Genomic DNA, 23,587 nt, shown 5'->3' with positions numbered 1-23,587 from the left:
TCAGTTGCTCCCCTGTTGCGGCGCGGCATTGCCGCTCTGGCTGGCTTCGTAGTGCTCCAGCTTGCCGCTGTCCTTGAGCGCCTTGGTGACTTCCGGCGGCATGTATTTCTCGTCGTGCTTGGCCAGCACTTCATCGGCGGTCAGCACGCCGGCTTCGTTGATCTTGCCCAGGGCGACGATGCCCTGCCCTTCGCGGAACAGGTCCGGGAGGATGCCGCGGTATTTCACGGTAACTTCCTTGGCGAAGTCGGTGACCACGAATTCCACGTCCAGCGAGTCCGCCGAACGCTTGAGCGAGCCCTTCTCAACCATGCCGCCGGCGCGGATGCGCGTGTCGTGCGGGGCTTCGCCATTGGCGATCTGGGTCGGGGTGTAGAACAGGTTGATGTTTTCCTGCAGCGCCGACAGCGCGAGGGTGACGGCAACGCCGACACCAGCAACGATGGCTAGAACGATGTACAGACGCTTCTTGCGGACCGGATTCACTTGCTGGCCTCCCGGCGCAGACGACGCGCCTCTTCTTGCAGGTAACGCCGGCGCGCCATGATCGGCGAGACGACGTTGATCGCCAGGACCACCAGGCAGATGGCGTAGGCGGACCACACGTAAGGGCCATGGTGACCCATGGCGAGGAAATCGGAAAAGGACTCGAAACTCATAGCGCGCGCTCCACCTCGGCCTTGACCCAGCTCGCGCGGGCTTCGCGCTTGAGCACTTCCAGGCGCATGCGCATCATCAGCACCACGGCGAAGAAACAGTAGAAACCGGCGACCATCATCAGCAGCGGGATCCACATCTCCGGCGGCATCGGCGGCTTCTCGGTCAGGGTGAAGGTGGCCGGCTGGTGCAGGGTATTCCACCAGTCCACCGAGTACTTGATGATCGGGATGTTCACCACGCCGACGATGGCCAGCACCGCGCAGGCCTTGGCCGCGCTGTCGCGGTTGGTGATGGCCTGGCCCAGGGCGATGATGCCGAAATACAGGAACAGCAGGATCAGCATCGAGGTCAGGCGCGCGTCCCAGACCCACCAGGCGCCCCAGGTCGGCTTGCCCCAGATGGCGCCAGTGACCAGCGCGACGAAGGTCATCCAGGCGCCGATGGGTGCAGCGCACTGCACGGCGACGTCGGCGATCTTCATCTTCCAGATCAGCCCGACCGCGCCGGCCACGGCCAGCATCACGTAGCAGGACTGGGCGAGGAACGCCGCCGGCACATGGATATAGATGATCCGGAAGCTGTTGCCCTGCTGGTAGTCCGGCGGCGCGAAGGCCAGGCCCCAGACGGTGCCGGCAACCATCAGCAGGATCGCGGCGACCGCGAACCAGGGCATCCAGCGTCCGCTGATCTCGTAGAACCACTTGGGCGAGCCAAGCTTGTGAAACCAAGTCCAGTTCATCATCAGGCTCTGTAATTCAAAGCTCTAGTCTGCCGCCGGTGCCGCTTCGAGAGCCCGGCGATCGTTCGTTCACTCGCCGACGCTGATCTTCAGCCCGGCGGCGATGGCAAAGGGCGTCAGCGTCAATGCTAACGCCGTCAGGCTGGCCAGCCACAGCAGGTGCCCGGCGGTGGGCAGCCCCTGCAGCGACGCCTGCAGCGCTCCGCTGCCCAGGATCAGCACCGGAATGTAGAGCGGCAGGATCAGCAGGGCCAGCAGTAGGCCGCCGCGTTTGAGACCCACGGTGAGCGCCGCGCCCACGGCGCCCAGCAGGCTCAGGATCGGAGTACCCAGCAGCAACGACAGCAGCAGGTCCGGCAGGCAGCGCGCCGGCAGGCCCAGCATCAGAGCGAACAGCGGCGACAGCAGCACCAGGGCCAGCCCTGAAACCAGCCAGTGTGCCAGCACTTTGGCCAGGACCAGTAGTGGCAGGGGGTGCGGCGAAAGGACCCACTGTTCCAAGGAACCATCCTCGAAATCGCTGCGGAACAGACCGTCCAGTGACAGCAGCACCGCTAGCAATGCCGCGACCCAGACCAGGCCCGGCGAGAGATTCTTGAGCATTTCCGACTCGGGCCCGACCGCCAGTGGGAACAGCGCGATGACGATGGCGAAGAACACCAAAGGATTAGCCAGCTCCGCCGGACGACGGAACAGCAGGCGCGCTTCGCGGGCGAGCAACAGGGTGAAGACGTTGCTCATCGCGCCGCCACCTCCCGTGCGTGCTGGCCCAGGTCGAGGGCGCGGTAGCCTTGCGGCATGCGCTCCAGGGTGTGGTGGGTGGTCAGCACGACGAGGCCACCGCGTTCGCAATGGCCGGCCAGGTGTTCTTCCAGCTGCGCCACGCCCTGCTTGTCCAGGGCGGTGAAGGGTTCGTCGAGGATCCACAGCGGCGGCGCGTCCAGGTACAGGCGCGCCAGGGCCACGCGGCGTTGCTGGCCGGCGGACAGGGTGTGGCAGGGAACGTCCTCGAAACCGCGCAGGCCGACGGCTTCCAGCGCCTGCCAGATGGTATCCCGGTTGGCCGGCTGGTGCAGGGCGCAGAGCCAGGCGAGGTTCTCTTCGGCGGTGAGCAGGCCCTTGATGCCGGCGGCGTGACCAATCCACAGCAGCAGGCGGGCCAGTTCGTGGCGCTGCTCGGTCAGCGGCTTGCCGTTGAGCAGCACTTCGCCGGCGGTAGGCTGCATCAGCCCGCTGAGCAGGCGCAGCAGGCTGGTCTTGCCGCTGCCGTTGGGGCCGACGATCTGTAGCATCTCGCCCGCGCCCAGTCGCAAATCGAGACGCTCGAACAGCATGCGCCAGTCCCGCTCGCAGGCGAGCGCCACGGTTTCGAGGAGGGGATGGGTCAAGGGCATCGGCAACCGTCGGGCAGAAAACAGTCAGTGGTGCAAAAACGCGGCCATACCGCGCAGGCCGCCAAGCACGGCCTCGGGCGGCGCATTATACACAGCCGTTCCTACGCCCGACGTCAGGTTTTTCGACAGGGTGTAACGTCAAATCAGCGCACCTTGAGCTATGTCTATGCGCAACCACCGCCCTGCCCTCCTGCCGCCGGACGGTCTAAAGTGCGCACAATCACCGCCGATACACTGGGCGCAACCCCGTCACGTCGCCTGCAGGTCTCCGATGCCGAGTGAAATTGGCGCTTCCCGTCCGCTACCGCTTACCCCGTCGCTGCGCAACGCGCAGAGCGCGGCCCAGCTGACGCTCAAGCTTGCGCAGAGCCTCGGCGACCTCCTGCCGCCGGGGAACAAGGCCCATGCGGAAGTGCTGGCGGTACGCGACGGGCAGGTGAATTTCCAGCTGCTGCTGCGCCTGACCATGGCTAGCGGCCAGCAGGCCCTGGTGGTGGCGGAAAGCCCACAGGCACTACCCAAGGGCAGCACCTTGCAACTTTCGACGCTGAACCAGAGCAGCCTCGCCGCGACCCTGCTGACGCAACCGAGCCTCGGTTCGCTCGGTCTGGGTGGCGCCAGCCAGGCGCCACTTAGCAGCCTAGACCTCGACGTGCTGCCGGTGGGCACGCTGATCCAGGGCAAGGTGGATGCCAGTCAGTTGATCGCCCTCGGCAAGGCCGAGCAAGTGGTCTACAAGGTGCTTGTGACGCTGCTCAACACGCCGCTGGCCGGGCGCCAGCTGAGCATCGAATCGCCTAACCCGCTCCCCCTCAACAGCCTGCTCAGTGCCCGCGTGCAGGATCAGCAGGCCCTGCAATTCCTGCCGATGAACGCCCGCCTGGACCAGCTCGACCTAAGCCTGCAACTCGGCGCCCAGCAGAACCGCCAGGGCCCGCTGGACAGCCTGCTCAAGGCGCTGCAGGGTGCCGGCAGCAACCCGGACATGAGCCCGGAACTCCGCCAGTCGGTGGACAAGCTGCTCGGCACCCTCCCGGACATCCGCCAGCTGAGCGATGCCAAGGGCCTCGCTCAGGCCTTCCAGCAAAGCGGCGCGTTTCTCGAAGGACAGTTGCTACGCGGGGCGGAGGGTCTGCCCCAGGACCTCAAGGCCAATCTGCTGCGGCTGATCGCGCAGATTCTGCCGACTGTCCAGGGCGGGACGGCGGCCGCAGTGCTCGGCAACCTGCCGGGCAGCGCCCTGGCCGGCGCCAGCAATCTGGCACAGGCCATGCCGGCGTTCGTGCGTAACGCGCTCGGCGTGATAGGCCAGACGAGTGGGCGCACACCGCCACCGGTCAGCTTCCCGCTGCCCAGCCGGCTGGCCAATGAGTTGGAAGAAGAAGGCGACCTCGAGTCGCTGCTCAAACTGGCCGCCGCCGCGGTCTCCCGCCTGCAGACCCACCAGTTGGGCAGCCTGGCACAGAGCGACGTGCTGCCCGACGGCACGGTATTGAATACCTGGCAGTTGGAGATTCCGCTGCGCCATCAACAGCAGATTGTGCCGATCCAGGTGCGTATCCAGCAGGAAGAGAAAGACAGCCCGGCGAGTGAGCGCGAGCAACAGCCGCGGGAAGTGCTCTGGCGCGTGGACCTGGCCTTCGACCTGGACAGCCTCGGCCCGCTGCAGGTCCAGGCCACGCTGGTCCACGGCAGCATCGGCACCCAGCTATGGGCCGAACGCGCCAGCACTGCCAGCCTGATCGACGGCGAACTCGGCACCCTGCGCCAGCGCCTGAACGACGCGGGCCTCAGCGTGGCTGAGCTGAGTTGCCGCCAAGGCAAGCCGCCGCAGGGGGCGCGCACAGCGGTGGAGCAACGCTGGGTGGATGAGACCGCATGAAGAAGCCCAGGAAAACGCCGCGCCAGGCCATCGCGCTCAACTACGACGGGCAGAGCGCACCGACGCTCACCGCCAAGGGCGACGATGAACTGGCGGAAACCATCCTCGCCATCGCCCGACACCACGAGGTGCCGATCTACGAGAACGGCGAGCTGGTGCGCCTGCTGGCGCGTCTGGAGCTGGGCGATGCGATTCCCGAGGCGCTCTACCGCACCATCGCCGAGATCATCGCCTTCGCTTGGTATCTAAAGGGCAAGAGCCCGCTGAACGACAAGCCGGGAGCGCCGCCGGACGCGCTGCCGTTGCTGCTGGAAGGGCCCAATTCCCGGCGCCGGTAAGCCTGCTCAGCCGCGGCACTCGCAGCCGGTGCGGGCAGGAGGAAGGTCGCCAACCGGGGCGAAGTCACTGAACTCGCGCACTGACTTGCGGATCGGCTGCTCATCCTCGCTGTGGTAGAGCACCATGCTGCCGGTGACCTCGCGCAACTGCGCCAGGGAAATCGGCTTCTCCAGCACATCCAGTAGCGGGACGCGATTGGCCCAGGCCCATTGCATCAGGCCGCGCCGCTCCTCCGCACTGTAGCTCCCCACCAGCAGGAACTGACGGAAGGTGTTGCTCCGACTCAGCGCCTTCAGGCTCATCAGCTCGTTGGGGCCGGGACGGAAGTCGTCATGGATGAACAGGCTGTAACGCTGACGGGTGCCAAGCGCCTTTCGCACTTCGTCCAGGTTCAGGCAGAGGCTCAGGTGATAGAACTCCAGGCGATTGAGCAAAACGCTGTAGTTCAGCAGCCGGCCGGGGTGCGAGCACAGCACCATGGCCCGACGGGAAATGGTCGCCATATCGATGGCCTCGAAAAAATTTTGACGAGGCTAATTTAGCGACGAATTGCCGCGATTCTTATCAGACGAGTCCTAATTGCCTGTAGTGAAACTCCTACTAACGAGAAGTCCCGACAGACGGCTGGAACACGAAATAAGGCGACGACGCGGGCTCAGTCCCGCGCCTTGCCCTGATGCAGGCGGGCGACCAGTTCGGCTTCGGCCTGGGACAAGCCACAGCTCTGGGTCAGGTCTTCAGGGCTGGCGCCCATGCCGACCAAACGTGCCGCCTGGCTGAAGGACAGGCTGGTGGGATCACGCTGCTCGATGCGCACCAGGCGCTCGGGCAGCGGTGCGACCTGCTTGTTCAGCTCACGCAGCTCTTCGCCCATGCGGATGTTGATCTGCTGGTAAGACTCGATGCGCTTGCCCTGTTCCTTCAAGCGCTGCTCGAACACCGCCAGTTGCTTGGCCAGCTGCACCGCCTGGGCTTCCTGGGCGCGCTGCCGACCGGACAGCCAGACGCAGGCCATCGCGAGGCCCGCACAGGCGATGCCAAGCACAACCAGAGCGATCAGCACCTCAGATGCTCTCCAGCTCCGACCACTCTTCCTCGGTCATCATCTTGTCCAGCTCGACCAGGATCAGCAGTTCGCCATTCTTGTTGCAGACGCCCTGGATGAACTTGGCCGACTCCTCGTTACCGACATTCGGCGCAGTCTCGATCTCGGACTGGCGCAAGTAGACGACCTCGGCGACGCTGTCGACCAGGATGCCCACCACCTGCTTGTCGGCTTCGATGATGACGATACGGGTGTTGTCCGAGACCGGCGCCGGGTCCAGGCCGAAGCGCTGGCGGGTGTCGATCACGGTGACCACGTTGCCGCGCAGGTTGATGATGCCCAGCACGTAACTCGGGGCACCCGGGACCGGCGCGATCTCGGTGTAGCGCAGCACTTCCTGGACCTGCATCACGTTGATGCCGTAGGTCTCATTGTCCAGGCGGAAGGTGACCCACTGCAGAATCGGATCTTCGGCACCTTGCGCTGACGTTTTCTTCATATCCCCTCGCCTCTTCTGGTTCCACGCCGCCTGCGGCGTGGAGGTTGTCTTGCAAATCTGCTTGCGCGCAGCCTCAGGGCTGCATGCGCTTGGTGGCGCCGCTGGCGATCAGTTCGGCCAGGGCCGAGACGTCGAGCAGCGCGCACATCTGGTCGATCACCGTGCCGGCCAGCCACGGGCGTTGCTGGCGCTGGCTGCGCCACTTCACCTCGGACGGGTCCAGGCGCACCGAGCGGCTGACCTGATGCACGGCCAGCCCCCACTCGTAACCCTGCACGGAAATCACGTACTGCAGCCCCTCGCGGTAATCGTCGCGGTACCGCTCGGGCATCACCCAGCGCGCGGTGTCGAGTACCTTCAGGTTGCCGTTCTGGCCCGGCAGGATGCCGAGGAACCAGTCGGGCTGGCCGAACAGCGGGGTCAGGTCGTGCCCCGCCAGTGGATAAATGGAGCCCAGGCAAACCAGCGGCACGGCCAGGGTCAATCCGGCGACGTCGAACAGCAGGCACTCGAAGGGCTCGGCGGCCCATACCGGGCGACCGTCGTCGAGCAGCTTGAGCGGTGCGACAGGCATCTCGGCGCTGCCGGGCTGGTGCAGGTCGATCACCTGGCCCAGTTGCGCCGGCGGTTCGTCGGCGACGGGAGCATCGGCAACGGGCGCTTCGATGACTGGAGCTGCGGGCTCGGGCAGACGCAGTTCGGCCACCGGAGTCTGGGCAACCGGTGCACGGGTGGCCACGTTCAGGCGTGCATCGCGGACCTGCTCTTCGAGCACGGCCGCTTCGAATTCGTCGAGGCTGACGCTGGCTTTCGGCGCCTGCGCGACAGCAGCCTGGGGCTCGGCAGTGAGCGGAACGACCGGCTCGCTGACCACCAGCGCGACCGGAACAACCGGAGCCGGAGCGACGGGCGTGGCGACAGGCTGCGCTACCGGTTCCGGAGCGAAGTCTTCGAAAGTGGCCTCCTGCAGCAGTGCGTCCAGGTAGGACTGCAGCGCGAGCTGGGGGCGAGTGGCGGTAGCGGAACGACTCATGATGGATAACCGCGCAAGGTGACTGTCCAGCCTATCGGCAGCGGACGCGCCGCTCTTGAGCGCATCTGTCGGATTCTTTTGTTCAGGCCTGCCATCTTCAGGCTACCTGGCTCGCCGGCACATGGGCCAGCAGATGCTTCAGCAGCGCGCGGTAGGCGATCACGCCCCGGCTGTTGCCGTCGTTGCGCGAGGGCACCGTGCCCAGGCGGCTGGCATCGCGCAGCTTGGTATCCACCGGGATGAACGCCTGCCAGAGGGTTTCCGGGTAGGTATCGCGCAGCACCCGCAGGGTGCCCAGCGACGCCTGGGTACGGCGGTCGAACAGGGTCGGCACGATGGTGAACGGCAGCGCCTGCTTGCGCGAGCGGTTGACCATCTTCAACGTGTTGACCATGCGCTCCAGGCCCTTGAGGGCGAGGAATTCGGTCTGCACCGGGATCACCAGGTGCTGGCTGGCCGCCATGGCGTTGACCATCAGCACGCCCAGCAGCGGCGGGCTGTCGATGATCGCGTAGTCGAATTCGTTCCACAGCTGCGCCAGGCTCTTGGCAATCACCAGGCCCAGGCCGTTCTGCCCGGGCGACTGGCGCTCCAGGGTGGCCAGCGCGGTGCTCGACGGCAGCAGGCGGATGTTCTCGTGGCTGGTGGGCAGCAGCAGCGATTCGGGCAGCCCCTCGGGCACGTTGCCCTGGTGCAGGAACAGGTCGAACACGCTGTGCTCCAGGGTGTCCGGGTCATGGCCGAAGTAGCTGGTCATCGAGCCGTGGGGGTCCAGGTCGACGATCAGCACGCGCTTGCCGGCATCCGCCAGCAGGCCTGCCAATGCGATCGAGGATGTGGTCTTGCCGACGCCACCTTTCTGGTTGGCTACCGCCCAGACTTTCATAGTGCTGGCTCCCCGCAGGCCGTGGATCGGATCAGGGTGTTCATCTCGTTCAGTCCCCTGCCGATGACGAAGAATTGACGGCGCCACTGCCGGGCGCCTCGCTGGCAATCACTGGTGCAGATTGCGTGCCAGCATGCCGCAACACGGGATCCGGCTGCGCCTTGCCACTGCCCACTCCACTGATGCTGCGGCGCACCTCCAGGTTGCGGGAGATTACCAGCACCACCCGGCGGTTGCGTGCGCGGCCATCCGCCGTGGCATTGTCCGCCACTGGCTGGAATTCGCCATAGCCCACCGCCGCCAGCCGACCGGCGTCAAGGCCGTCCTGAGCGAGCATGCGGACGATGCTGGCGGCCCGGGCCGCGGACAGTTCCCAATTGGTCGGGTACTGCGAATTATGGATCGGCACGTTGTCGGTGAAACCTTCGACGTGCACCGGGTTGCGGTACGGCGCCAGAATCCTGGCGACCTTCTCGATGATCGCGAAGGCGGCATCATTGGGAATCGCGTCGCCGCTGGGGAACAGCAGGCTGGAATTGAGGGTGATCTCGATCCAGAACTCGTTGCCGCGTACCGACAACTGGTTGGTGGAGATCAGGTCACCGAAGGCCTGGCGCACGCTGTCGGTGATCTGCTGCAAGGCATCGGGGTTGCTCTGGGTCTGGCCGTCGTCCTGCGGCTCGTTGAGCGACTGGTCCGGCTGCTGGGTGCGCGGGCGCTCCTCGCCAACAGGGATCGGACGGATCGAGCGGTCCGGCTGGTTGAATACGCCGGTCAGGGTTTCCGAGAGGATCTTGTACTTGCCCTCGTTGATCGAGGAGATCGAGTACATCACCACGAAGAAGGCGAACAGCAGGGTGATGAAGTCCGCGTAGGACACCAGCCAGCGTTCATGATTCTCGTGTTCCTCATGACGTCTGCGGCGAGGCATGCGCATCCCCTCCCCTTCAGCCGACGAAGCCTTGCAGCTTCAGTTCGATGGAGCGGGGATTCTCGCCCTCGGCAATGGACAGCAGACCCTCCATGAGCATTTCGCGGTAGCAGGACTGGCGCAGCACGATGCTTTTCAGCTTGTTGCCGATGGGCAGCAGAAGCAGGTTGGCCAGACCCACGCCGTAGATGGTGGCGACGAAGGCGACGGCGATCCCGCTGCCCAGCTGGCTGGGGTCGGCGAGGTTGCCCATCACATGAATCAACCCCATCACCGCGCCGATGATACCGATAGTCGGCGAGTAGCCCCCCATGGCCTCGAAGACCTTGGCGGCCGCCAGGTCGCGGCTTTCCTGGTTGAACAGGTCGACTTCGAGGATGCTGCGGATGGCCTCGGGCTCGGTGCCGTCCACCAGCAGTTGCAGGCCTTTGCGCGCGTAGGGGTCGCGCTCGGCGTCGGCGACGGTTTCCAGGCCCAGCAGGCCTTCCTTGCGCGCAGTCATGCTCCAGCCGACCACATGATTGATGCCGCCGACCAGGTCCACCTTGGGCGGCAGGACCATCCAGCGCAGCATGGTCAGGGCGCGCTTGAGCACCGCAACCGGGGTCTGCAGCAGCGCGGCGGCCAGGGTGCCGCCCACCACGATCAGTGCCGCCGGGCCGTTGGCCAGGGCACCGACGTGTCCGCCCTCCAGGAAGTTGCCACCGATGATGGCAACCAGCGCGAGGATCAGGCCGACCAGGCTGAGGACATCCATCAGCCGCAGGCCTCGGTCAGGTGGCGGCCGATGTCGTCCAGGCTGTACACCGCGTCGGCCAAGCCCGCCTTGGCGATCGCCATGGGCATGCCGTAGATCACGCAGCTGGCTTCATCCTGCGCCCACACCTGGGCACCGCCCTGCTTGAGCATGCGCGCGCCTTCGCGGCCGTCAGCGCCCATGCCAGTGAGGACCACCGCCAGGACCTTGTCGCCGTAGGCCTTGGACGCGGAACCGAAGGTCACGTCAACGCAAGGCTTGTAGTTCAGGCGCTCGTCACCGGGCAGTATGCGGATCGCGCCACGGGCGTCGACCATCATCTGCTTGCCGCCGGGCGCGAGCAGGGCCACACCGGGACGCAGGAGGTCGCCATCCTCGGCTTCCTTGACGGTGATCTTGCACAGCTTGTCCAAGCGCTCGGCGAAAGCCTTGGTGAAGGCCGCCGGCATGTGCTGGATCAGCACCAGCGGCGCGGGGAAGTTGGCAGGCAGCTGGGTCAGGACCCGCTGCAGCGCCACCGGCCCACCGGTCGAAGTGCCGATGGCTACCAGCCGGTAGGGCTTACGCTTTGGGGCGGCAGAAGTCGCCGGAGTCGGAGCGGCCGGCGCGTGGCTGGCGCCCGACGAGGCGGGAGCGGCCGGGCGCGCGGTGCCGGCAGCGGGAGCCGAAGCCGGTGCGGCCGGGCTCGACGAGTACGAAGAGTACGCGGCGAAGCGGCGGTTGCTCTTGGCGATGGTGTGGACCTTCTCGCACAGCAGTTGGCGGACCTTGTCCGGGTTGCGCGAGATGTCCTCGAAATTCTTCGGCAGGTAATCGACGGCGCCGGCGTCCAGCGCGTCCAGGGTCACCCGCGCGCCCTCGTGGGTCAGCGAGGAGAACATCAGGACCGGCGTCGGGCAGCGCTGCATGATGGTCCGCACGGCAGTGATGCCATCCATCAGTGGCATCTCGTAGTCCATGGTGATCACGTCGGGCTTGAGCGCCAGCGCCTGATCGATCGCCTCCCGGCCGTTGGTTGCCGTGCCGACCACCTGGATCTGCGGGTCAGCCGAAAGAATCTCCGAGACGCGGCGGCGGAAGAACCCCGAATCGTCCACCACCAGGACTTTGACAGCCATAGACACTCCTGAAAAAAACTTCTTCCATCACACGGGCGGGCGCGGGGTCGTCCCACGTCCCGCCCATGGCGGTCAGATACGACGGGCGTAGCGCTTGAGCATGCTCGGCACGTCGAGGATCAGCGCGATGCGCCCGTCTCCGGTAATGGTCGCCCCGGCCATGCCCGGCGTGCCCTGTAGCATCTTGCCCAGCGGCTTGATCACTACTTCTTCCTGGCCCACCAACTGGTCGACCACGAAGCCGATGCGCTGGGTGCCCACGGAGAGGATCACCACGTGGCCCTCGCCCGGCTCGTCATACTGCGCGCCCGGCACCAGCCAGCGCTTGAGGTAGAACAACGGCAGGGCCTTGTCGCGGACGATCACCACTTCCTGACCGTCGACCACGTTGGTGTTCGACAGGTCGAGGTGGAATATCTCGTTGACGTTGACCAGCGGGAAGGCGAAGGCCTGGTTGCCCAGCATCACCATCAGGGTCGGCATGATCGCCAGGGTCAGCGGGACCTTGATGACGATCTTCGAGCCCTGGCCCTTGGTCGAGTAGATGTTGATGATGCCGTTGAGCTGGGAAATCTTGGTCTTCACCACGTCCATGCCGACGCCGCGGCCGGACACGTCGGAAATCTCGGTCTTGGTCGAGAAGCCCGGCGCGAAGATCAGGTTGTAGCAGTCGGACTCGGACAGGCGATCGGCCGCGTCCTTGTCCAGCAGGCCCTTCTCCACGGCCTTGGCGCGCAGGATGTCCGGGTCCATGCCTTTGCCGTCGTCGGAGATCGACAGCAGGATGTGGTCGCCTTCCTGCTCGGCGGACAGCACCACCTTGCCCGAACGCGACTTGCCGGCGGCCTCGCGCTCGTCGGGGCCCTCGATGCCGTGGTCCACCGCGTTGCGTACCAGGTGCACCAGCGGGTCGGCCAGGGCCTCGACCAGGTTCTTGTCCAGGTCGGTCTCTTCGCCGATCAGCTCGAGGTTGATCTCTTTCTTGAGGTTGCGCGCCAGATCGCGGACCTGGCGCGGGAAGCGGCCGAAGACTTTCTTGATCGGCTGCATGCGGGTCTTCATGACCGACGACTGCAGGTCGGCGGTGACCACGTCGAGGTTGGAGACGGCCTTGGCCATCGCCTCGTCGCCACTGTTCAGCCCCAGACGCACCAGGCGGTTACGCACCAGCACCAGTTCGCCGACCATGTTCATGATCTCGTCCAGGCGGGCGGTGTCCACGCGCACGGTGGTTTCTGCTTCGTTGGCCGGCTTCTCCGCAGCCGCAGCGGCGGGCTTGGCCGGCGCAAGCTTGGCGGCAGCGGTCGGCGCTGGAGCGGCAGCGGGTTTGGCAGCGGGCACGGCCGTAGCGGGCTTGGCGGCCGCGACCGGCTCTTCCTTAGCACCAGTGAACTGGCCCTTGCCGTGAAGCTCGTCGAGCAGCTTCTCGAATTCGTCGTCGGTGATGTTGTCGTCGCCGCCGGCAGCTGGAGCTTCCTCGGGCTTGGTTTCAGCAACAGCCTCGACGGGAGCAGGGGCTTCTTCCTTCGCTCCAGTGAACTGGCCCTTGCCGTGCAGTTGGTCGAGCAGCGCTTCGAACTCGTCGTCGCTGATCTCGTCGCCAGCACCGGCGGCCGGCGTCTCGGCGACCGGAGCCGGAGCCGCGCTGACGGGCTCCTTGGCAGCAGCGCTGAACTGGCCCTTGCCATGCAACTGGTCGAGCAGTGCTTCGAATTCGTCGTCGGTAATGTCGTCGCCGCCGCTGCCAACCGGCGCGGCAGGCGCCTCGGCCGCAGGCTCGAGGGCATCCATCAGCTGTTCGAACTCGGCGTCGGTGATGTCGCCATAAGCGGCGGTAGCGGCGGGAGCTTCTTCCACGACAGGCTCGGCGACAGCCGCAGCGGGAGCTTCGGCAGGAGCGGCGTGCGGATCAGCCAGGCGCGACAGCGCGGCCAGCAGCTCGGGAGTCGCCGGCGTCGGCTCCTCAGCGTCACGTACCTGCTGGAACATGACGTTGACGGTATCCAGCGCCTGCAGCATCACGTCCATCAGTTCGGCATCCACGCGGCGTTCGCCCTTGCGCAGCATGTCGAACACGTTCTCGGCGATGTGGCAGCACTCCACCAGCGCATTCAGCTGGAGGAAGCCGGCACCACCTTTGACGGTATGGAACCCACGGAAGATTGCGTTGAGCAGGTCCATGTCATCCGGGCGGCTTTCCAGCTCGACCAGTTGTTCGGACAGTAGCTCGAGAATCTCGCCGGCCTCCACCAGGAAGTCCTGGAGGATTTCGTCATCGGCGTCGAAGCTCATTCGGTGCTCCCTCTACAGCGTCAGCGGACGCTTAAAAACCAAGGCTGGACAACAGATCATCGACATCGTCCTGACCGGATACGACGTCCTTTCTTGTATCGGCAGCAATCTGCGGACCTTCACCCTTGGACGATCTTTCTTTTTCCACCGCATCGCGCATGCTCTCGTGGTCATGCTCGATGCCGGCGTAGCGATCGACCTGCCCCGCCATCCAGACAAGCTTCACCAGGTTTGACTCGACCTCGGTCACCAGCTTGGTGACGCGCTTGATCACTTGCCCGGTGAGGTCCTGGAAGTCCTGCGCGAGCAGGATGTCGTTCAGGTGCGCGGAGAGCTTGCGGCTGTCCTGAGCGCTGATGTAGAGGAACTGCTCGACACGCTTGGCCAGGTCACGGAAGGCCTCGGGGCCCAGCTCGCGACGCATGAAACGCGACCAGTCTTCCTGCAGCTCCTTGGCCTGGGTCTCGATGTGCATGACCACCGGGGTGCACTCTTCCACCAGGTCCATGGTCCGATTGGCCGCTTTCTCGGTCATCGTCACCACATAGGACAGGCGATCAGTGGCGTCGGCAATCTGCGAGACTTCCTGGGCGCGCGGAGAGCTGGGGTCGATCTGGAAGTTGACGATGGCGTTGTGCAGCTCGCGGGTGAGCTTGCCGACCTCCTGGTAGAGGCCGCGGTCACGCGCCTGGTTGAGCTCGGAGATCAGCTGCACCGCAGTCTGAACGTCGCCGCGCTCAAGGCACTCGACCAATTCGCGCGCGTGTTTTTTCAGGGTCGACTCGAAGTCACCCGCGGATTCGTTGAAATCCATGACGCCCTCTTGTCAGCTTCAGCTGCCGACCCGCTCGAAAATCTTCTCGATCTTTTCTTTCAACACCTGAGCGGTGAAAGGCTTGACCACATAGCCGTTGACCCCGGCCTGGGCCGCTTCGATGATCTGGTCGCGCTTGGCTTCGGCGGTGACCATCAGTACCGGCAGGTGCTTCAGGCGCTCGTCGGCGCGGACCGCGCGCAGCAGATCGATGCCGGTCATGCCGGGCATGTTCCAGTCGGTGACGAGGAAGTCGAAGTTGCCGCTGTGCAGCATCGGCAGCGCAGTGGTGCCGTCGTCGGCTTCTGCGGTGTTGGTGAACCCCAGATCCCGCAGGAGGTTCTTGATGATGCGCCTCATCGTGGAAAAGTCGTCCACGATGAGAATTTTCATGTTCTTGTCCAAACCTGCCTCCATCGATACCAAACGCGCCCTGGCGGGCGTGCCGTCAATTCATCGAGCGTCGTGCGCTCTTAGCTATGGGCGCGTCAAAGGAACGTCACCCCAAAATTCGTAAGCCTATAACTTGCCTAAGGAAAATCCCTTCAGCACTGCCTCTCAGAAGCAGCCGACGCGAAACTACCCGATGCTCAGCGAGCGCGCCACTCCGCCAGTCGCGACCGCAGGCGCGCGGCGCACTGGCTGTGCAGCTGGCTGACACGGGATTCGCTGACGCCCAGCACTTCGCCGATCTCCTTGAGGTTGAGCTCCTCGTCGTAGTACAGGGCCAGCACCAGTCGCTCGCGCTCGGGCAGCTTGGTGATGGCGTCGGCCAGGGCCGCCTGGAAACGCTCGTCTTCCAGCCCATGGGACGGCTCGTTGTCGTGGTGCGAGGCATCTTCGGCAAAGCCGCCGCCCTGGTCACCGTCCTGCAACATGTCATCGAAGCTGTACAGACGGCTGCCCTGGGTGTCGCTGAGGATGCCGTAATAATCTTCGAGGCTCATATTGAGTTCGGCAGCAACCTCCTGATCTTTAGCGTCTCGTCCGGTGCGCGCTTCGACAGCGCGGATCGCGTCGCTGACCATGCGGGTGTTGCGGTGGACCGAACGCGGGGCCCAGTCGCCCTTGCGCACCTCGTCGAGCATGGCGCCGCGGATGCGGATGCCGGCGTAGGTTTCGAAGCTCGCGCCCTTGCCCTGGTCGTATTTCTTCGCCGCCTCCAGCAGGCCGATCATGCCGGCCTGCATCAGGTCCTCCACCTGCACGCTGGCCGGCAGGCGGCCGAGCAGGTGGTAGGCAATGCGCTTCACCAGCGGGGCGTGTTTCTGGATCAGCAGTTCCTGGGAGTTGTGCGCCTGTGCCTTGCTGTACATACGCGCTCCGGAGGCCGCGGTCATACGGCCGAACCCGTGGGATGTTGCACCAGGCGCTCGACGAAGAACTCCAGGTGCCCTCTTGGGTTGGCCGGCAGCGGCCAGCTGTCGACCTTCTGCGCCACCGCACGGAAGGCCAGGGAAGCCTTGCTGCGCGGGAACGCCTCATACACCGAACGCTGCTTCTGCACGGCCTTGCGCACCGACTCGTCGTAGGGAATGGCGCCGACGTACTGCAGCGCCACGTCGAGGAAACGGTCGGTGACCTTGGTCAGCTTGGCGAACAGGTTGCGGCCTTCCTGGGGGCTGTGGGCCATGTTCGCCAGCACGCGGAAACGGGTCATGCCGTAGTCGCGGTTGAGCAGCTTGATCAAAGCGTAGGCATCGGTGATCGACGTGGGTTCATCACAAACGACCAGCAGCACTTCCTGGGCGGCACGGACGAAGCTCACCACCGAGTCGCCGATGCCGGCGGCGGTGTCCACCACCAGCACGTCGATGTTGTCGCTGATGTCGCTGAACGCCTGGATCAGACCGGCGTGCTGCATCGGTGTGAGGTGCACCATGCTCTGGGTGCCTGAGGCCGCCGGGACGATGCGAATGCCGCCAGGCCCCTGGAGAATCACGTCACGCAGGTCGCATTCACCTTCGATGACGTCGGCCAGTGTGCGCTTGGGCGACAGTCCAAGCAGCACGTCGACGTTGGCCAGGCCCAGGTCGGCGTCCAGCAGCATGACGCGGCGGCCGAGATCGGCCAGCGCCAGCGACAGGTTCACCGACACGTTGGTCTTGCCCACGCCACCCTTGCCGCCGGTGACTGCGATTACCTGAACGGGATGCATACCCATATCAATACCTTGTCTCGTCGTTCGACCGTCACGCTTCTGGCGTTTCGGCTAATCCGGCTGCAGTGCTCTACCGCCTCCGGCGCTCGCGGATCGTCTTGCAGAGCATCCGCATCGCTTGGGCGGCTCAACCGGCCACCCCACGCCCCACCCGGGGCTCACAATCTTCAGCTGGCGCGACGCACCGGCTGTTGGTAAAGGCCGGCGAACATGTCCGCCATGGCATCCTCGCAAGGCTCTTCGGGCGACTGCAGGCTCACTGCGCGGCTGACCAGCTGGTGCGCGCGTGCCACATGCAGGTCGTCCGGGATCTTCGGCCCGTCAGCCAGATAGGCTACCGGTAGATGCTGGCTGATAGCCAGAGCCAGAGCTTCGCCGAGGCTTCCCGCTTCGTCCAGCTTGGTCAGGATGCACCCGGCCAGCCCACAGGAACGATAGTTCTGCCAAGCGGATTTGAGCACCTGGCTCTGGCTGGTCGCGGCCAGCACGAGGTAGTTCTTCACGTTCAGGCTCAGCGACGACAGCGCTTCGAGCTGCATGCGCAGCGCCGGATCGTTGGCGGGCAGGCCTGCGGTATCGATCAGCACCAGGCGCTTGCGCGCCAGCGGCGCCATGGCCTGGATCAGGGACTGGCCCGGATCGACCAGGGTCACCGGCACGTTGAGGATGCGGCCCAGCGTCTTGATCTGTTCCTGCGCACCGATGCGGAAGCTGTCCATGGACACCAGGGCGATGCTCTGCGCGCCGTACTTTAATACGTAGCGGGCCGCCAGCTTGGCCAGGGTGGTGGTCTTGCCCATGCCGGCCGGGCCGACCAGCGCGACCACACCGCCCTGCTCCAGCAGGTCGATTTCCGGGGTATTGATCGAGCGCGCCAGGTGCGCCAGCAGCATGCGCCAGGCCTGCTTCGGGTCGGCGATGGACGCCACGCGCTCCAGCAGGTTGCGCGACAGGTCAGCCGGCAACCCCATGCGCTGCAGGCGACGCCACAGGCCGGCCTGTTTAGGGCGCTGGTTCTGCAACTGGTTCCAGGCGATCGAACCAAGCTGCACCTCGATCAGCTCGCGCAGGCCGTTGAGCTCGAAGCGCATGGCTTCCAGCGCCTGCTGGCCGACGGCGGCCGGTGCCGGGGCGACCGGTGCGTCCATGGCGGCGGCCAGGGTTTCGGCAGCGCTGCGGCGGGGCTTCTCGGTGCCGTACATTTGACGGTCGCCGCGCACGCTATCGCTGGCGCGGCTCGGAGCCGACAGGTCAGCCTTGGCCTGGGCGATCTTCGCCTGGGTCTTGCGCAGCTCGGCTTCCAGCGCCGGGTTCGGCTTGCTGGCTGCCACCGGGGCTTGGTAATCCAGCGCCGCGGTCAGCTCTACGCCGCCGGCGACACGGCGACTGCCGATGATCGAAGCGTCCGGGCCCAGCTCGTCACGGACCAGTTTCATGGCCTGACGCATATCAGCGGCGAAGAAGCGTTTTACCTGCATGGTCTGGGACCTCGGTCAATTCTGCCCAACAGTGGCGACAATCGTGACTTGTTTGTTGTCGGGGATTTCCTGGTAAGCCAGCACATTCATGGTGGGAACCGCCATCCGGGCGAATCGCGACATCATCGCGCGGATGGGACCTGCCACCAGCAGAATCGCCGGCTTGCCGAGCATCTCCTGACGCTGCGCCGCTTCAACCATCGAGCGTTGCAGCTTTTCGGCCATTCCGGGCTCCAGCAACATGCCGTCTTCGGAGCCTTGTCCGGCCTTCTGAAGACTATTGAGCAATATCTGTTCCAACCTGGGTTCCAGAGTGATCACAGGCAGCTCCGGCTCTAGTCCCACAATGGTTTGCACGATTGCGCGGGACAGCGCCACGCGAACCGCCGCCACCATCGCGGCGGGATCTTGACTCTTCACCGCCACGTTGGCGATAGCTTCGGCGATGGTACGGATGTCACGTACGGGTACTTGTTCCTGCAACAGCGCCTGAAGGACCTTGAGCAGTGTCGACAGGGAAATCATCCCCGGCACCAACTCTTCGGCAAGCTTGGGCGAGCTCTTGGCCAGCAGTTGCATCAGTTGCTGGACCTCCTCGTGACCCAGCAACTCGTGGGCATGCTTGTGCAGCACCTGGTTGAGGTGGGTGGCGACCACGGTGCTGGCATCGACCACGGTGTAGCCCAGCGATTGCGCCTGATCACGCTGCGAGGCCTCGATCCACACGGCTTCCAGGCCGAAGGCCGGGTCCTTGCCGGCGATGCCGTTGAGGGTGCCGAACACCTGGCCAGGGTTGATCGCCAGGTCGCGGTCCGGGTAGATCTCGGCTTCCGCCACGCTGACGCCCATGAGCGTCAAACGATAGGCGTTGGGCAGCAGGTCGAGGTTGTCGCGGATATGCACCGAGGGCATCAGGAAGCCCAGGTCCTGGGACAGCTTCTTGCGCACACCCTTGATCCGCGCCAGCAGCTGGCCGCCCTGGTTGCGGTCCACCAGCGGAATCAGGCGGTAGCCCACTTCCAGGCCGACCATGTCCACCGGGGTCACGTCGTCCCAGCCCAGTTCCTTGGTCTGCTCGGCGCGCTGGGCGGGCAGCAGTTCCTGCTGGGTCTGGGCTTCCTGCTCGGCCTTCTGGCTGGCCTGGCGCTGGCGATGCCAGATCAGGTACGCGCCACCAGCGGCCAGAGCGCCCAGGCCGACGAAGGAGACGTGCGGCATGCCGGGGACCAGGCCCATGGCGATCAGGATGGCGGCAGAGATCGCCAACGCCTTGGGCGAGGCGAACATCTGACGGTTGACCTGCTGGCCCATGTCTTCGGAGCTGGAGACACGGGTCACCATGATCGCGGCGGCGGTGGACAGCAGCAGCGAAGGCAACTGCGCCACCAGGCCGTCACCGATGGTCAGCAGGGCGTAGACCTTGCCGGCGTCGCCGAAGCTCATCGAGTGCTGGATCATGCCGATGGCCACGCCACCGATGAGGTTGATGAAGAGGATCAGCAGGCCGGCAACGGCGTCCCCGCGGACGAACTTGCTGGCACCGTCCATCGAGCCGTAGAAGTCGGCTTCCTGGGCCACTTCGGCGCGGCGCTTCTTGGCTTCCGCCTGCTCGATCAGGCCGGCGTTGAGGTCGGCGTCGATGGCCATCTGCTTGCCGGGCATGGCGTCGAGGGTGAAGCGCGCGCTCACCTCGGAGATACGCCCGGCACCCTTGGTGACCACCACGAAGTTGATGATCATGAGGATCGCGAAGACCACGATACCGACGACGTAGTTGCCGCCGATCACCACCTCGCCGAAGGCCTGGATCACCTTACCCGCAGCCGCGTGGCCGTCGTGGCCGTGCAACAGCACGACGCGGGTGGACGCGACGTTCAGCGCCAGGCGCAGCAGGGTGGCGACCAGCAGGATGGTCGGGAACACGGCGAAGTCCAGTGGGCGCAGGGCGTACACGCTGACCAGCAGCACGACGATGGACAGGGCGATGTTGAAGGTAAACAGCACATCCAGCAGGAACGGCGGGATGGGCAGGGTCATCATCGCCAGCATGGCGAGCAACAGCAGCGGCACGCCGAGGTTGCCCCGGCTGAGCCCTACCAAATTGCTGCGAACAGTGCCGATCAGTTGCGTACGATCCACCCGAATTTCCCCTGCGCGTTGGTGACCGAGGCGGCCACCGGAACAAACTTTTGACGCCCAACCGGGCATCCGCACAGGGTTTTGCAGGAAGCGTTCCAACTTCTTCGAAACGGTCTCAGGAACTATCTTTCAGGAGCTTGAAGGTGCCGTTCTTGAAGCTGCCCGCCACCGCGCAGGTGGACTGGTTGGCGTCGCTTCGCGCCTCGAATCGGTAGTGGCCGGACATCACGCCGTACTCGGTGTCGTCCTCGCTGCGGACGATCTCCACGCGGTCGATCACCAGCTCGCCATGGCTGGCGCGCAAGGCATCCTCGGGCACCTCCTGGAACACCACTGCCGCGCCCTCGCCGAGCCTTGCCCGTCCCTCGCGCGCCGGGCCAATGGCGTAGCGCCCGGAGAGCTTCGAAGGGTCCCGGCGCAACTGGTCCCGCGCCGTGATCAGGTGGAACTGCGCGGTGAGCGTCGCCGAGTGGCCGCCCTCCCCCTGAACCGCCAGCGGCACGCCGACTACCAACTGGTTGTCGCCGCTGAGCTGGGCAACATAGAGCGAGCCCCACCAGCGATCCGTTACCTGCGCCTCGTGCTGGGTGCCGCAGACCTGCAGGCGGTACCGCGTCACCGGTGTATCGGGCGCGCAGGCGCCGCACAGACTGACGCCCACCGCCATCGCCAGCATCCTGAAGTGCCCCGCTTCGCTCATCGTCCTTCCCCGGTCAGCGCCTCGAAGGTTCGACCGGCCATCTCCGGGCAAAGGTTCCCCTGTCTTTAGGCCGATCACCAGCTCCCGGAGGCGCCGCCCCCGCCGCTGGAGCCACCGCCACCGGAGTAGCTGCTGCCGCTGGACGACGAACCACCGCCGCTGCTGGAGCCCCCGGAGCCGCCGGAACCCGAGCCGCCGGGGACGAAGGCGAACAGCAGCGGAAAGAACAGCATGGGGATCAGCGCGAGCGAATCGGGGAATGCCCAGGGCTGCTGCAGGACACCGGACACATGGATCACCGCGCCGGCGATGAGCAGCGCTACCGCCAGACGGATGGCGAATTCCACACGGCTGCGCCGCCAGGTCTTGTACGCGAGAACGAATGGCAGGCAGAGCAAGACCACGCCAATGCAGCCGCCAATGGGCAAGGCCAGGCCATAGAGCGCCACATCGCCGCCGTCGAAGTACTTGGCACAGACCATCAACGCCACCAGATAGCCGATGACGCCGCCGACTATCCCGGCCGACAGGCGCGAGCCTGCCGCCAGCGCACCGATGCCGGCGCCGAAGATCATGCTGAAGGGAATGGCCATGAGCAGCATCGGCAGGCTTCTCAGCCCCGCGCTGACGGCCATCAGCACGGTTGCCACGGCCAGCGTTGGCAGTACGACCTTCACACCCAGCCAGCGGCGACGTAGTACGACACCGGCCACACCACCGCCGACCAGTCCGACCAGCAGCAGCCAGCCCTCCCAGGTCAGACCGCCACTGTGGCGCTCGTCCGGCAGCGTCTCGCCGTCGATCAGTCGCTCCAGCACAGTCACCGCATTCTCGATGCCACCGGCGAAGTCGCCACTACGGAAAGCCGGAACCATCTCTTCCCGGATGATGCGCCCGGCGACTACGTCAGGAATCGCCCCTTCCAGGCCGTAACCGACCTCGATGCGCATGGTCCGGTCCTCCTTCGCCACCAGCACCAGCACACCGTCGTCCACGCCCTGCCGGCCCAGGCGCCATTGTTCGAAGACGCGGGTGGCGAACTGTTCGATGCTGTCCGCGCCGGTGCTGGGCAGCATCAGGATGGCGATCTGCGAGCCCTTGCGCTGCTGCAATGCCAGCAGCCGCTGCTTCATCGAGGCGATCCAGTCGCTGCCAAGGGTGGCGGTGAGGTCGGTGACCGGACTTTCAAGTTCCGGCACCGGGATGGATCGAGGCAGCTCGGCCTCGCTGTCGGCTTCGTCAGGCGCAGCAACCAGCCCGTCCTGTGCGGGACCGGCAACGTCGGTCGGAACCTCTGCCCGTACGCCAACCGTGCCGAGCAGGAGGAAGAGATACAAAGCGCAACGAATCCAGAGGGTCATGCCTTCTTTCCCTGAAGGTGTGGGCTTGGCAGCCCGGAGCGTCGAGGGATTATGCCGTCACCAGCTTCCCGACGCACCGCCGCCGCCACTGGAACCGCCACCGCCGGAGAATCCGCCCCCGCCCGAACTGCCGCCGGACGACCCGCTGGACGAACTGCCACCGGAGCCCGAGCTGCCGCCCGCGCCACCCTGCCCCGCCGCGAACACCACCAGCCCCGGCAGGCACATGAAGGGCAGCACCAGCAGCCAGTTCAGCGGAGCCGTCGGAGCACCGGCGAAGAAACCGATCAGCAGGTACAGGCCGAAGAATATCGCCAAGCGCCAGTAGAAGGCCTTGTGCCCGGCCGGCGCCTTGGCGGTCTTGCGCCCCTTGCGAGGTCCGCGCCAGACGTCGCGCATCATCAAGATCAGCAGCCACCAGAGGCCGATGACCATCAGCACCGCCAGCGGAGCAGCCAGCGCATAGACCCAGAGCAGGCCGCCGAAGCGCGGCGTCAGGAAACCGAGCAGGATGCAGTAGGCGATCAGCCCCAGCACGCTGTAGAACACCACCCGAGCCGTCCACAGCGCACCGAAGGTAGCGCCGCCGACCAGCAGGCAGATGGGCGTAACGGCCACTACTCCCAGCGCATCCTTGCCGCCGGCCAGCAGTGCCACCAGAACGACCACCACCGCGCAGAATGCCAGCGCGCCGCGCCAGCCCATCCGCCGTGCGGCAAGCAGCACACCGCCCACGCCGCCGGCCGCGAAGGACGCCAGCAGCAGCCAGGCCTCCAGCGGGAACGTCAAAGGTTCGGGAGCCGGGTCAGGCAGCGTCTCGCCATCGACCAGCAGGGTCAGTGCATCCACCGCCGACTCGATGCCGCCGGCATAGTCGTCATCGCGAAAGGCCGGCGCCATGCGCTCGCGGATGATGCGCCCGGCCAGCACGTCGGGAATCGCCCCCTCCAGGCCATAACCGACCTCGATGCGCATCTGGTGGTCGTCCTTCGCCACCACCACCAGCACACCGTCGTCAACGCCCTTGCGGCCGAGCTTCCAGAGGTTGAACAGCTTGTTGGAGAAGGCCTCGATGCCCATCTTGCCCACCGTCGACAGCATCACCACGGCGATCTGCGCACCACGCCGGTACTCCAGAGCCTTGAGCTTGTCGATCAGGTGCGCCTTGGCGGCTGGGTCGAGGGTGCCAGTGACGTCCACCACGCGCTCGTTCAGCGGCAGCAGCACGCCGTCATCAGGAGGTGCGTCGGCCCAGCTGGGCCGCACAAAGGCGAGGAGACAGAGGAAGAGCCAGAACGCAAAGCGCAGGCCGGCGAAGGAATCCCGAAGCATGAAACATTTCCTTGGCTGAACAGGCCG

The 23,587-nt window shown here is 65.5% G+C and carries 25 protein-coding genes; 2 read left to right on the top strand and 23 right to left on the bottom strand.

What is annotated here, in order from left to right; translation table 11 throughout:
- The 5 genes from ccmE to ccmA all read right to left on the bottom strand — a co-directional run bounded on the left by ccmE (window position 1) and on the right by ccmA (window position 2,793).
- Entirely contained in the window at window positions 1–486 is a 486-nt protein-coding gene (gene ccmE, locus IB274_RS11140) for a cytochrome c maturation protein CcmE (RefSeq protein WP_192431969.1), read from the bottom strand.
- Window positions 483–659 carry a heme exporter protein CcmD gene (gene ccmD / locus IB274_RS11135; protein WP_192431968.1) on the bottom strand — a complete coding sequence of 59 codons (177 nt, stop codon included), beginning with the start codon at window positions 657–659 and terminating at the stop codon, window positions 483–485. The genes ccmE and ccmD overlap by 4 nt, the downstream gene beginning before the upstream one ends.
- Window positions 656–1,402 carry a heme ABC transporter permease gene (locus IB274_RS11130; protein ID WP_088416741.1) on the bottom strand — a complete coding sequence of 249 codons (747 nt, stop codon included), beginning with the start codon at window positions 1,400–1,402 and terminating at the stop codon, window positions 656–658. Before IB274_RS11130 ends, ccmD begins: the two co-directional genes overlap by 4 nt.
- A 66-nt stretch (window positions 1,403–1,468) precedes the next feature.
- Entirely contained in the window at window positions 1,469–2,140 is a 672-nt protein-coding gene (ccmB, locus tag IB274_RS11125; protein WP_017520311.1) for a heme exporter protein CcmB, read from the bottom strand.
- A complete protein-coding gene (gene ccmA, locus IB274_RS11120) occupies window positions 2,137–2,793 on the bottom strand; it encodes a cytochrome c biogenesis heme-transporting ATPase CcmA (RefSeq protein WP_192431967.1) in 657 nt (218 codons plus the stop codon). The genes ccmB and ccmA overlap by 4 nt, the downstream gene beginning before the upstream one ends.
- Window positions 2,794–3,064: 271 nt before the next feature.
- On the opposite strand from ccmA, the gene IB274_RS11115 reads away from it, so the two are divergent.
- Together IB274_RS11115 and IB274_RS11110 are read left to right on the top strand one after the other, a co-directional pair.
- Window positions 3,065–4,675: a flagellar hook-length control protein FliK gene (locus tag IB274_RS11115; protein WP_192431966.1), complete on the top strand. Its 1,611-nt coding sequence runs from the start codon at window positions 3,065–3,067 to the stop codon at window positions 4,673–4,675.
- On the top strand, window positions 4,672–5,013 hold the full coding sequence (locus tag IB274_RS11110; RefSeq protein ID WP_192431965.1) for an EscU/YscU/HrcU family type III secretion system export apparatus switch protein: 342 nt from the start codon (window positions 4,672–4,674) through the stop codon (window positions 5,011–5,013). The genes IB274_RS11115 and IB274_RS11110 overlap by 4 nt, the downstream gene beginning before the upstream one ends.
- 6 nt (window positions 5,014–5,019) lie before the next feature.
- Here the strand turns inward: IB274_RS11110 and IB274_RS11105 are convergent, their stop codons facing one another.
- The 18 genes from IB274_RS11105 to IB274_RS11020 all read right to left on the bottom strand — a co-directional run bounded on the left by IB274_RS11105 (window position 5,020) and on the right by IB274_RS11020 (window position 23,560).
- Window positions 5,020–5,517 carry a hypothetical protein gene (locus tag IB274_RS11105; RefSeq protein ID WP_225614806.1) on the bottom strand — a complete coding sequence of 166 codons (498 nt, stop codon included), beginning with the start codon at window positions 5,515–5,517 and terminating at the stop codon, window positions 5,020–5,022.
- Window positions 5,518–5,669: 152 nt separating this feature from the next.
- Entirely contained in the window at window positions 5,670–6,029 is a 360-nt protein-coding gene (locus IB274_RS11100) for a DUF2802 domain-containing protein (protein WP_167523289.1), read from the bottom strand.
- 49 nt (window positions 6,030–6,078) lie between these two features.
- Window positions 6,079–6,558, bottom strand: coding sequence for a chemotaxis protein CheW (locus tag IB274_RS11095; protein ID WP_015476565.1), 480 nt, complete (start codon window positions 6,556–6,558; stop codon window positions 6,079–6,081).
- A gap of 73 nt (window positions 6,559–6,631) precedes the next feature.
- Window positions 6,632–7,591 carry a CheW domain-containing protein gene (locus tag IB274_RS11090; protein ID WP_192431964.1) on the bottom strand — a complete coding sequence of 320 codons (960 nt, stop codon included), beginning with the start codon at window positions 7,589–7,591 and terminating at the stop codon, window positions 6,632–6,634.
- 97 nt (window positions 7,592–7,688) lie between these two features.
- Window positions 7,689–8,477 carry a ParA family protein gene (locus IB274_RS11085; protein WP_045212042.1) on the bottom strand — a complete coding sequence of 263 codons (789 nt, stop codon included), beginning with the start codon at window positions 8,475–8,477 and terminating at the stop codon, window positions 7,689–7,691.
- A 49-nt stretch (window positions 8,478–8,526) separates the two neighbouring features.
- On the bottom strand, window positions 8,527–9,408 hold the full coding sequence (gene motD / locus IB274_RS11080; RefSeq protein WP_192431963.1) for a flagellar motor protein MotD: 882 nt from the start codon (window positions 9,406–9,408) through the stop codon (window positions 8,527–8,529).
- A 16-nt stretch (window positions 9,409–9,424) separates the two neighbouring features.
- Window positions 9,425–10,165, bottom strand: coding sequence for a flagellar motor protein (locus IB274_RS11075; protein ID WP_192431962.1), 741 nt, complete (start codon window positions 10,163–10,165; stop codon window positions 9,425–9,427).
- A complete protein-coding gene (locus IB274_RS11070; RefSeq protein WP_192431961.1) occupies window positions 10,165–11,283 on the bottom strand; it encodes a protein-glutamate methylesterase/protein-glutamine glutaminase in 1,119 nt (372 codons plus the stop codon). Before IB274_RS11070 ends, IB274_RS11075 begins: the two co-directional genes overlap by 1 nt.
- A 72-nt stretch (window positions 11,284–11,355) precedes the next feature.
- Window positions 11,356–13,575, bottom strand: a complete 2,220-nt coding sequence (locus IB274_RS11065) for a chemotaxis protein CheA (RefSeq protein WP_192431960.1) — start codon at window positions 13,573–13,575, stop codon at window positions 11,356–11,358.
- Between the two features lie 31 nt (window positions 13,576–13,606).
- Window positions 13,607–14,389, bottom strand: a complete 783-nt coding sequence (locus tag IB274_RS11060; RefSeq protein ID WP_192431959.1) for a protein phosphatase CheZ — start codon at window positions 14,387–14,389, stop codon at window positions 13,607–13,609.
- A gap of 18 nt (window positions 14,390–14,407) precedes the next feature.
- Window positions 14,408–14,782: a chemotaxis response regulator CheY gene (locus IB274_RS11055; protein WP_085988857.1), complete on the bottom strand. Its 375-nt coding sequence runs from the start codon at window positions 14,780–14,782 to the stop codon at window positions 14,408–14,410.
- A 197-nt stretch (window positions 14,783–14,979) separates the two neighbouring features.
- Window positions 14,980–15,729 (bottom strand): RNA polymerase sigma factor FliA, encoded by a 750-nt coding sequence (gene fliA, locus IB274_RS11050; RefSeq protein WP_045212057.1) that lies wholly within the window; start codon window positions 15,727–15,729, stop codon window positions 14,980–14,982.
- Window positions 15,726–16,553: a flagellar synthesis regulator FleN gene (gene fleN, locus IB274_RS11045; protein WP_017520297.1), complete on the bottom strand. Its 828-nt coding sequence runs from the start codon at window positions 16,551–16,553 to the stop codon at window positions 15,726–15,728. The genes fliA and fleN overlap by 4 nt, the downstream gene beginning before the upstream one ends.
- Before the next feature lie 164 nt (window positions 16,554–16,717).
- On the bottom strand, window positions 16,718–18,028 hold the full coding sequence (gene flhF, locus IB274_RS11040) for a flagellar biosynthesis protein FlhF (RefSeq protein ID WP_192431958.1): 1,311 nt from the start codon (window positions 18,026–18,028) through the stop codon (window positions 16,718–16,720).
- A gap of 15 nt (window positions 18,029–18,043) precedes the next feature.
- On the bottom strand, window positions 18,044–20,167 hold the full coding sequence (gene flhA / locus IB274_RS11035) for a flagellar biosynthesis protein FlhA (RefSeq protein WP_192431957.1): 2,124 nt from the start codon (window positions 20,165–20,167) through the stop codon (window positions 18,044–18,046).
- Window positions 20,168–20,282: 115 nt separating this feature from the next.
- Window positions 20,283–20,867 carry a hypothetical protein gene (locus tag IB274_RS11030; protein ID WP_192431956.1) on the bottom strand — a complete coding sequence of 195 codons (585 nt, stop codon included), beginning with the start codon at window positions 20,865–20,867 and terminating at the stop codon, window positions 20,283–20,285.
- Window positions 20,868–20,941: 74 nt separating this feature from the next.
- The gene (locus IB274_RS11025; protein WP_192431955.1) at window positions 20,942–22,228 is read right to left on the bottom strand and encodes a TPM domain-containing protein; all 1,287 of its coding nucleotides are present in this window, start codon (window positions 22,226–22,228) and stop codon (window positions 20,942–20,944) included.
- Window positions 22,229–22,285: 57 nt separating this feature from the next.
- Window positions 22,286–23,560 carry a TPM domain-containing protein gene (locus IB274_RS11020; protein WP_192431954.1) on the bottom strand — a complete coding sequence of 425 codons (1,275 nt, stop codon included), beginning with the start codon at window positions 23,558–23,560 and terminating at the stop codon, window positions 22,286–22,288.
- Window positions 23,561–23,587 lie beyond the last annotated feature (27 nt).

Source organism: Pseudomonas sp. PDM18, assembly GCF_014852585.1.
In the GTDB taxonomy this organism is placed as follows: Bacteria; Pseudomonadota; Gammaproteobacteria; order Pseudomonadales; family Pseudomonadaceae; genus Pseudomonas.
This window is presented reverse-complemented; position numbering and strand designations above follow the sequence as displayed.

Bases quoted from the DNA above. Each gene is read 5' to 3' on its own strand.
- ccmD (WP_192431968.1), bottom strand. From the start codon at position 659: ATGAGTTTCGAGTCCTTTTCCGATTTCCTCGCCATGGGTCACCATGGC.
- IB274_RS11130 (WP_088416741.1), bottom strand. From the start codon at position 1,402: ATGATGAACTGGACTTGGTTTCACAAGCTTGGCTCGCCCAAGTGGTTC.
- ccmB (WP_017520311.1), bottom strand. From the start codon at position 2,140: ATGAGCAACGTCTTCACCCTGTTGCTCGCCCGCGAAGCGCGCCTGCTG.
- ccmA (WP_192431967.1), bottom strand. From the start codon at position 2,793: ATGCCCTTGACCCATCCCCTCCTCGAAACCGTGGCGCTCGCCTGCGAG.
- IB274_RS11115 (WP_192431966.1), top strand. From the start codon at position 3,065: ATGCCGAGTGAAATTGGCGCTTCCCGTCCGCTACCGCTTACCCCGTCG.
- IB274_RS11110 (WP_192431965.1), top strand. From the start codon at position 4,672: ATGAAGAAGCCCAGGAAAACGCCGCGCCAGGCCATCGCGCTCAACTAC.
- IB274_RS11105 (WP_225614806.1), bottom strand. From the start codon at position 5,517: ATGGCGACCATTTCCCGTCGGGCCATGGTGCTGTGCTCGCACCCCGGC.
- IB274_RS11100 (WP_167523289.1), bottom strand. From the start codon at position 6,029: ATGGCCTGCGTCTGGCTGTCCGGTCGGCAGCGCGCCCAGGAAGCCCAG.
- IB274_RS11095 (WP_015476565.1), bottom strand. From the start codon at position 6,558: ATGAAGAAAACGTCAGCGCAAGGTGCCGAAGATCCGATTCTGCAGTGG.
- IB274_RS11090 (WP_192431964.1), bottom strand. From the start codon at position 7,591: ATGAGTCGTTCCGCTACCGCCACTCGCCCCCAGCTCGCGCTGCAGTCC.
- IB274_RS11085 (WP_045212042.1), bottom strand. From the start codon at position 8,477: ATGAAAGTCTGGGCGGTAGCCAACCAGAAAGGTGGCGTCGGCAAGACC.
- motD (WP_192431963.1), bottom strand. From the start codon at position 9,408: ATGCCTCGCCGCAGACGTCATGAGGAACACGAGAATCATGAACGCTGG.
- IB274_RS11075 (WP_192431962.1), bottom strand. From the start codon at position 10,165: ATGGATGTCCTCAGCCTGGTCGGCCTGATCCTCGCGCTGGTTGCCATC.
- IB274_RS11070 (WP_192431961.1), bottom strand. From the start codon at position 11,283: ATGGCTGTCAAAGTCCTGGTGGTGGACGATTCGGGGTTCTTCCGCCGC.
- IB274_RS11065 (WP_192431960.1), bottom strand. From the start codon at position 13,575: ATGAGCTTCGACGCCGATGACGAAATCCTCCAGGACTTCCTGGTGGAG.
- IB274_RS11060 (WP_192431959.1), bottom strand. From the start codon at position 14,389: ATGGATTTCAACGAATCCGCGGGTGACTTCGAGTCGACCCTGAAAAAA.
- IB274_RS11055 (WP_085988857.1), bottom strand. From the start codon at position 14,782: ATGAAAATTCTCATCGTGGACGACTTTTCCACGATGAGGCGCATCATC.
- fliA (WP_045212057.1), bottom strand. From the start codon at position 15,729: ATGACCGCGGCCTCCGGAGCGCGTATGTACAGCAAGGCACAGGCGCAC.
- fleN (WP_017520297.1), bottom strand. From the start codon at position 16,553: ATGGGTATGCATCCCGTTCAGGTAATCGCAGTCACCGGCGGCAAGGGT.
- flhF (WP_192431958.1), bottom strand. From the start codon at position 18,028: ATGCAGGTAAAACGCTTCTTCGCCGCTGATATGCGTCAGGCCATGAAA.
- IB274_RS11030 (WP_192431956.1), bottom strand. From the start codon at position 20,867: ATGAGCGAAGCGGGGCACTTCAGGATGCTGGCGATGGCGGTGGGCGTC.
- IB274_RS11025 (WP_192431955.1), bottom strand. From the start codon at position 22,228: ATGACCCTCTGGATTCGTTGCGCTTTGTATCTCTTCCTCCTGCTCGGC.
- IB274_RS11020 (WP_192431954.1), bottom strand. From the start codon at position 23,560: ATGCTTCGGGATTCCTTCGCCGGCCTGCGCTTTGCGTTCTGGCTCTTC.